This window comes from Adlercreutzia sp. CNCM I-6207 (assembly GCF_977072305.1).
This window is the reverse complement of record NZ_CDRVLZ010000007.1, coordinates 116629-123213: the sequence shown is the minus strand read 5'-3', so window position 1 is coordinate 123213 and position 6585 is coordinate 116629. Positions and strand designations below refer to the sequence as shown.

Annotated in this window: 7 protein-coding genes; all 7 read left to right on the top strand. The window is 66.5% G+C overall.

Translation table 11 applies throughout. From position 1 onward, the window contains the following. Positions 1–419: 419 nt before the first annotated feature. The 7 genes from rplU (at position 420) to yqeK (ending at position 6504) form a co-directional block, all read left to right on the top strand. Positions 420–740, top strand: a complete 321-nt coding sequence (rplU, locus tag ACW4QM_RS05420) for a 50S ribosomal protein L21 (protein ID WP_022740162.1) — start codon at positions 420–422, stop codon at positions 738–740. Positions 741–761: 21 nt separating this feature from the next. Further along, complete coding sequence (rpmA, locus tag ACW4QM_RS05415) at positions 762–1022, top strand: 50S ribosomal protein L27 (RefSeq protein WP_022740161.1); 261 nt, start codon at positions 762–764, stop codon at positions 1020–1022. Positions 1023–1378: 356 nt separating this feature from the next. Next, complete coding sequence (obgE, locus tag ACW4QM_RS05410) at positions 1379–2776, top strand: GTPase ObgE (protein WP_117284948.1); 1398 nt, start codon at positions 1379–1381, stop codon at positions 2774–2776. Then, entirely contained in the window at positions 2776–3909 is a 1134-nt protein-coding gene (gene proB, locus ACW4QM_RS05405) for a glutamate 5-kinase (RefSeq protein ID WP_114548744.1), read from the top strand. The genes obgE and proB overlap by 1 nt, the downstream gene beginning before the upstream one ends. 9 nt (positions 3910–3918) lie before the next feature. Continuing rightward, positions 3919–5208: a glutamate-5-semialdehyde dehydrogenase gene (locus ACW4QM_RS05400; protein WP_161128446.1), complete on the top strand. Its 1290-nt coding sequence runs from the start codon at positions 3919–3921 to the stop codon at positions 5206–5208. Between the two features lie 5 nt (positions 5209–5213). After that, on the top strand, positions 5214–5882 hold the full coding sequence (nadD, locus tag ACW4QM_RS05395) for a nicotinate-nucleotide adenylyltransferase (RefSeq protein ID WP_161128447.1): 669 nt from the start codon (positions 5214–5216) through the stop codon (positions 5880–5882). Continuing rightward, positions 5866–6504: a bis(5'-nucleosyl)-tetraphosphatase (symmetrical) YqeK gene (gene yqeK, locus ACW4QM_RS05390; protein WP_114540004.1), complete on the top strand. Its 639-nt coding sequence runs from the start codon at positions 5866–5868 to the stop codon at positions 6502–6504. The genes nadD and yqeK overlap by 17 nt, the downstream gene beginning before the upstream one ends. Positions 6505–6585: the final 81 nt, after the last annotated feature.

Sequence of the window (6585 nt, the reverse complement as noted above, 5' to 3'; positions counted from 1 at the left end):
CTCCTCTCCGGTGCTTTCTCGACAATCGCATCGTAGCGGGAGGCCCCTTTCCGCGTGTACCGAAAGTGGGTCTATGTCAATGGTGGTTTAACAGCGGGAATTTGGAAAATGTGCTTTTCTGTTTTCGGGAAACACCTAGTTTGACCTGGTATAACTCCAGATTTCCCAGGTCAGAGGCCTGAACAAAAAAGCACATTTTCCAGATGAAAAGCTCGCGGCTCGGTAGTTGCGCGCGATGGGCCGATGGGCTGCTGGGTGAGGAAAGAAGCTCGGCGGGGGTCGCAAGGCAACTCCGTCGTTTCCTGCATATGTAGATGCTCGGTGAACGGCGGGTTTTTGCGGGAGAAAATCATTGACTCGCGCGGGGGTGTCGGGTAAGATATCGCCTTGCGTTTAGTCACATTCAAGGAGAAACTTACATGTACGCAATCGTGAAAACGGGCGGCAAGCAGTACAAGGTCGCCCCCGGAGACAAGATCAACATCGAGAAGCTCAACGTCGAGCCTGGCGACAAGGTGGAACTTGAGGCCATCTGCGTGGTAGACGGCGACAAGGTGGAGGCCGACCCCGAGAAGGCCGCCAAGACCAAGGTCGTGGCCACCGTGCTCGAACAGTTCAAGGGCGACAAGGCGCTGGTCTTCAAGTTCAAGAAGCGCAAGAACTACAAGAAGCTGCGCGGTCATCGTCAGAACCTGACCCGCGTGAAGATCGAATCCGTCGGTACGGCCAAGGCCGAGTAACGGGTTAAGGAGGAATCTCTCATGGCACACAAGAAAGGCTTGGGCTCTACCCGTAACGGTCGCGACTCTCACGCGCAGCGACTGGGCGTGAAGAAGTTCGCCGGCGAGGCTGTGAAGACCGGCAACATCATCGTCCGCCAGCGCGGCACCCACTTCCATCCCGGTGAGAACGTGGGCCGCGGCAAGGACGACACCCTGTTCGCCCTGTGCGATGGCACGCTGAAGTTCACGCGCGGCCAGAAGCGTAAGATTCACGTCATCCCGGCCGAGCAGACCGCCTAAACGCTTTAAGTCTCAACGACTGCGTAACATCAACGGTAACCCAATGCCCTCTGAAGTTTCAGGGGGCATTGTTGTATTCAGTAAGAAAACGCGCGCAGCGGTGGCGGGAGGAGGCGCTCGACGACCTCTGATCGCCCCCTGGAGAACGCGGCCGTTAAGAAATAGCTTCCATGTCAGCAGCAACGATGCGGGGATGGTACCGACTTGTGTGCGTTCCCCCCGCTATTTCTTTTGCCGCGTTCGGAAGGGGATAAAGCGATCAGCGGGCGGCGAGCGCCTCCTCCCGCCACCGCCCGAGAGGAATTCTGGGCAGAGTGTGCGATAATCTGCACACTGACTAGTAAGGAAAGGCTCCTATGTTCATCGATAAGGTTCGCATCAATGTGAAGGGCGGCAATGGGGGCGCCGGGTGCATGTCGTTCCGGCGCGAGGCCCACGTGCCCAAGGGCGGCCCCGACGGCGGCGATGGCGGTCACGGCGGCAACGTCATCGTTGTGGCCGACGCCTCGGTCTCCTCGCTCATCGAGTACCGCTTCAAACACCACTTCAAGGCCGAGCGCGGTACCCATGGCCGCGGCAGCCGCATGCACGGCGCTACCGGCGAGGATCTCGTGCTGAAGGTGCCCGTGGGCACCGTCGTGCGCGAGTATTTCGAGGAAGAGGGGGAAGTGGGCGAGATGATCGCCGATCTGACCCACGACGGCGAGTCGGTCACCGTGGCGCGCGGCGGCATGGGCGGCCGCGGCAACATCCACTTCGTCACCTCCACGCGTCGCGCCCCGGCCTTCGCCGAGCTGGGCGAGCCGGCCGAGGAGCGCTGGATCGAGCTAGAAATGAAGCTCATGGCCGATGCGGCCTTGGTGGGCATGCCGTCGGCGGGCAAAAGCTCGCTCATCGCGAAGATGAGCGCCGCGCGGCCGAAGATCGCCGACTACCCGTTCACCACGCTCGTTCCCAACCTCGGCGTGGCCACCTCGGGCGACCTCTCCTTCGTCGTGGCCGATATCCCGGGGCTCATCGAAGGGGCCTCCGAGGGCCGCGGGTTGGGACACGAGTTCCTGCGCCACATCGAGCGCACGGCCCTCATCGTGCAGGTCGTCGATTTGACCGGCGACTGGGAAGGCCGCGATCCTTTGGAGGACTACGAGATCATCAAGAACGAGTTGGCCCTGTACGCCGACGAGCTGGCGGCGCGGCCCCGCATCGTCGTGGCCAACAAGATCGACGTGCCCGGCACCGAGGAGGCCTGCGAGGCGCTGGCCGCCCGGGTGCGCGAGGACTCCATTGCCGCGGCCGGGGGCAACGAGTTCGTGGAAAGCCCCATCGATCCGAAGCTCTACCGCATAAGCGCGCTGACGGGCGCCGGCGTGGACTCGCTGAAGGCCGCCATCGCCACCAAGGTGCACGCCCTGCGCGAGGCGGCCCGCGAGCAGGCGGCATCCGACATGCAGTACGACCACGTGTGGGAGCTGCGCCGCGAGGCCCGCGAGAAGCGCTTCGACATCATCTCCGAGGGCCCCGGCGCCTGGCGCGTTTCCGGCGTGCAGGTGGAGCGCATGGTGGTGCAGACCGACTGGGAGAACGAGGAGGCCGTGGCCTTCTTCCAGCACCGCTTCAAGCGCATGGGGGTCGATACGGCCCTCGAGAAGGCCGGCGCCCGCGACGGGGACGAGGTGCGCATCCTCGGCTTCTCGTTCGCTTTCGAATCTCCCACGGCCGGTGCCGTGGACGTCTACCAGGAGCTGGATATCTGATGAGCGACGCGACGCACAGGCGCAAGCGCCTGGTGGTGAAGATCGGCTCGGCCACCCTCACCACCTCCGAGAGTTCTATCGACTACGGGTTTCTGAACGATCTGGCCGATCAGGTGGCGCGGGTTCGCGCGGCCGGATGGGACGTGGTCATCGTCACGTCGGCGGCCATTGCCTGCGGCCTGGAGGCACTGGGCATCGCCAAGCGCCCGACGGACATGCCGAGCCTGCAGGCGGCGGCCTCCGTGGGGCAGAGCGCCCTTTCCACGGCCTATGCCGAGGCCTTCGGGGCGCAGGACATGCTGACGAGCGTGGTGCTGCTCACCCGGCGCGACACGGCGGACCGCTCGGCCTACCTGCACGCGCGGGATACGCTTGACCGGCTTCTGGAGCTGTCCGTGGTGCCCATCGTGAACGAGAACGACACGGTGTCCGTCGAGCAGATCCGCTTCGGCGACAACGATACCTTGGCGGCGCTCGTGGCCTGCCTCATCGACGCCGACCTCATGGTGATCCTCTCGGATATCGACGGGCTGTACACGGCGAACCCGCAGATCGATCCGGCGGCCACGCTCATTCCCGTCGTGGATCGCGTCGGCCGCGACATCTTGGCTGCGGCCGGCGGCGCGGTGTCCGGCGTGGGAAGCGGCGGCATGATCACGAAGATCAAGGCGGCCCGGGTGCTCATGGCCGCAGGCATCCCCATGGTCATCTGCCAGGGGAGGCGCGCGGATTGCATCGCTCAGGCCGCTGCCGGAGAGGCAGTCGGCACGCTGTTCACGGCGCCGGATCGCCCCCACGAGATCACGGCCAAGAAGCTGTGGATCGCGCTCGGGGACTCCGTGCACGGCACCGTCGTCGTGGACGAGGGGGCCCGCGATGCTCTGGTGATGCGCGGCAAGTCGCTCCTTTCCGTGGGCATTCGCGCCGTGGAGGGCGACTTCGGGTTGGATGACATCGTGGACGTGGCCGACGAGACGGGGCACGTGTTCGCGCGGGGCCGTGCCGCGGCGGCGAGCGACCTTCTGAAGCTGGCCTGCGGGCGCAGCCGCGAGGAGGTGGCGAGCAACGCCATCCTGGCCGTGCTGGCCGACCGCCCCGTCATCCATCGCGACGAACTGGTTCTATTCGAATAGGAGAGGCCCATGACTTTGGAAGAGGAAGTGCGCGAGCTGGCGAAATTCGCAAAAGCGGCGAGCGTGAAGTTGGCTCAGGCGACGACCGAGGAGCGCAACGGGGCGCTGCTCGCCATGGCGGCGGCCCTGCGGGCGCAGGCGCCGGCCATCGTGGAGGCCAACGGCGAGGACATGGAGGCGGCCCGGGCGGCCGGCACCACCGAGGCGCTGCTGGACCGGCTCATGCTGGACGAGCCTCGCGTCTTTGCTATGGCCGACGCTTTGGAGGAGGTGGCGGCGCTGCCCGATCCGCTCGGCGTCGTGTCGCTGGAATCGACCCTCTACAACGGCATCGAGCTTCGGCGCGTGTCGGTGCCCCTCGGCGTGGTGGCCATGGTCTACGAGGCCCGGCCCAACGTGACCGCCGACGCTGCCGGGGTCTGCGTGAAGTCCGGCAACGCGTGCATCCTGCGGGGCGGCAGCCTTGCGGCCCGCTCCAACGAGGTCATCGCCGACGTGCTGGCCGCGGCTGCCGTGGAAGCGGGGCTGCCGGAGGGCTCCATCTGCGCGGTGACCACCACCGATCGGGCGGCCACCGATGTGCTCATGGGGCTGCACGGCCTGGTGGACGTGCTCATTCCCCGAGGAGGCGCGGGCCTTATCCGCCATTGCGTGGAGCACGCCAAAGTACCGGTCATCGAGACGGGCACGGGCAACTGCCACGTGTACGTGCATGCTTCCGCCGACCCCGCGATGGCCCGCGACATCATCAAGAACGCGAAGTGCCGCCGCTACGGGGTGTGCAACGCCGCCGAGACCCTTCTGGTGGATGCGGCGGTGGCCGATGCGGTGCTGCCGCCCATTCTCGCGGACATGAAGGAGGCCGGCGTGCTCGTCCACGGCGATGCGCGCGTGCTCGCCATCGCCGAGGCGGCCGGGCTTTCCGCGGCCGGCGACGCGCCCGATGTCGTGCTCGCCGACGAGGCCGACTGGGAGACCGAGTATCTGGGGCCCGAGCTGGCGGTGAAGTGCGTGGAAGGGTTGCAAGAGGCCATCGACCACGTGAACCGCTACGGCACGAAGCACTCCGAGGCCATCGTCGCCTCCGACGAGGCGGCCCAGGACGCCTTCCTCGCCCAGGTGGACGCGGCGGCGGTGTACGCCAACGCCTCCACGGCCTTCACCGACGGCGGCCAGTTCGGCCTCGGCGCCGAGATCGGCATCTCCACCCAGAAGATCCACGCCCGCGGGCCCTTTGCCGCCGACGCGCTCACCTCTTACAAGTACGTGTTGCGCGGCGCGGGCCAGGTGAGGGCCTAAGGGCGATGGACGGCGCCGTGGACGCGCTGGCGCAGCGGGCACGGACGGGCACGCTCGCGCGGCTGGGTATCATGGGGGGCACCTTCGACCCCCCTCACCTGGGGCATCTCGCCTGTGCCGAGGAGGCCCTCGAGGCTGCGAACCTCGATGCGGTGCTGTTCGTGCCCACGGGCCGTCCCGCCTTCAAGCAGGATCGTCTTGTGACCGCCGGCGAGGTGCGGCTGGCCATGGTGGCCGCCGCCGTGGCCGGCAACCCCGCCTTCGCCGTGAGCGCCCTGGAGGTAGAGCGCCCCGGCATCACCTACGCCGTGGACACGTTGCGCGAGCTGCGCGAGGAGCTGCCGGGGGTGGAGCTCGTCTTCATCGTCGGCGCCGACGCGGCCCTCACGCTGCCGCGGTGGTACGAGAGCGCCGAACTGGGCCGCCTCGCGATGTTCGCGGCCGCCACGCGCCCCGGCTTCGAGCTGGGGGAGGAGGCTCTGCGCGTCCTGCGAGAGCGTAGGTTCGATGTCCGGCCCTTCGTCGTGCCGGGCATCGACATTTCCTCCAGCGAGCTGCGCCAGCGCGTGGCCGAGGGACGAACCATCCGCTACCTCGTGCCCGAGGCGGTTCGCGAGATCATCGAGGAAGAGCAGCTGTACCGAAAGGAAGCCGACCATGGCCGATTGGCGTAGCGAGGAATTCTACAAGGAGCGCCGAGACGAGCTGGAGAAGCGGGTGGGCCCGCGTCGTTTCAAGCACAGCCTCGGCGTGTCGGAGACGGCCGAGGCGTTGGCTTGCGTCTACGGGGCCGATAAGACCGCGGCCCGGGTGGCCGGCCTTCTGCACGACTGGGACAAGGGCTACGATGACCCCGGCATCCTCGCACGGGCCGACGAGCTGGGGATGGAACTGGACGCCGAGCTTTCCGCCATGCCCCGAGTCCTGCACGGCCTCACGGCCGCCGTGGCCCTGGGCCGCGCCTTCCCGGAGCTGCCGCCTGAGGTACTCGCCGCCGTCGAGCGCCACACCTTGGGCGCGGTGGACATGAGCGATTTGGACATGATCGTCTATATCGCCGATGCCCTGGAGCCGGGGCGCAAGGGAAAGATGGTGCAGAAGCTGCGCGAGAAGGTCGGGGAGCTTGAGCTGCGCGATCTGTTCCTGGAGGTGTACGCCTACTGGGTCCAGCTCATCATGGAGCGGCGCCACCCTATGTACTCCAAGACCACCGAGATATGGAACTCCTACATGCCCGAGCAGGAGGTCTACCGCGCCGAGGCCAACCCCGACCCGGTACCTTACGGGAGACCTTAGCTCAGTGAAGGCAACGTAGGGGAGAGCTCCGGAAGGGGCGCGCGGAGACCTCTGAGCGCTCCCGGAGAACACAGTTATTAA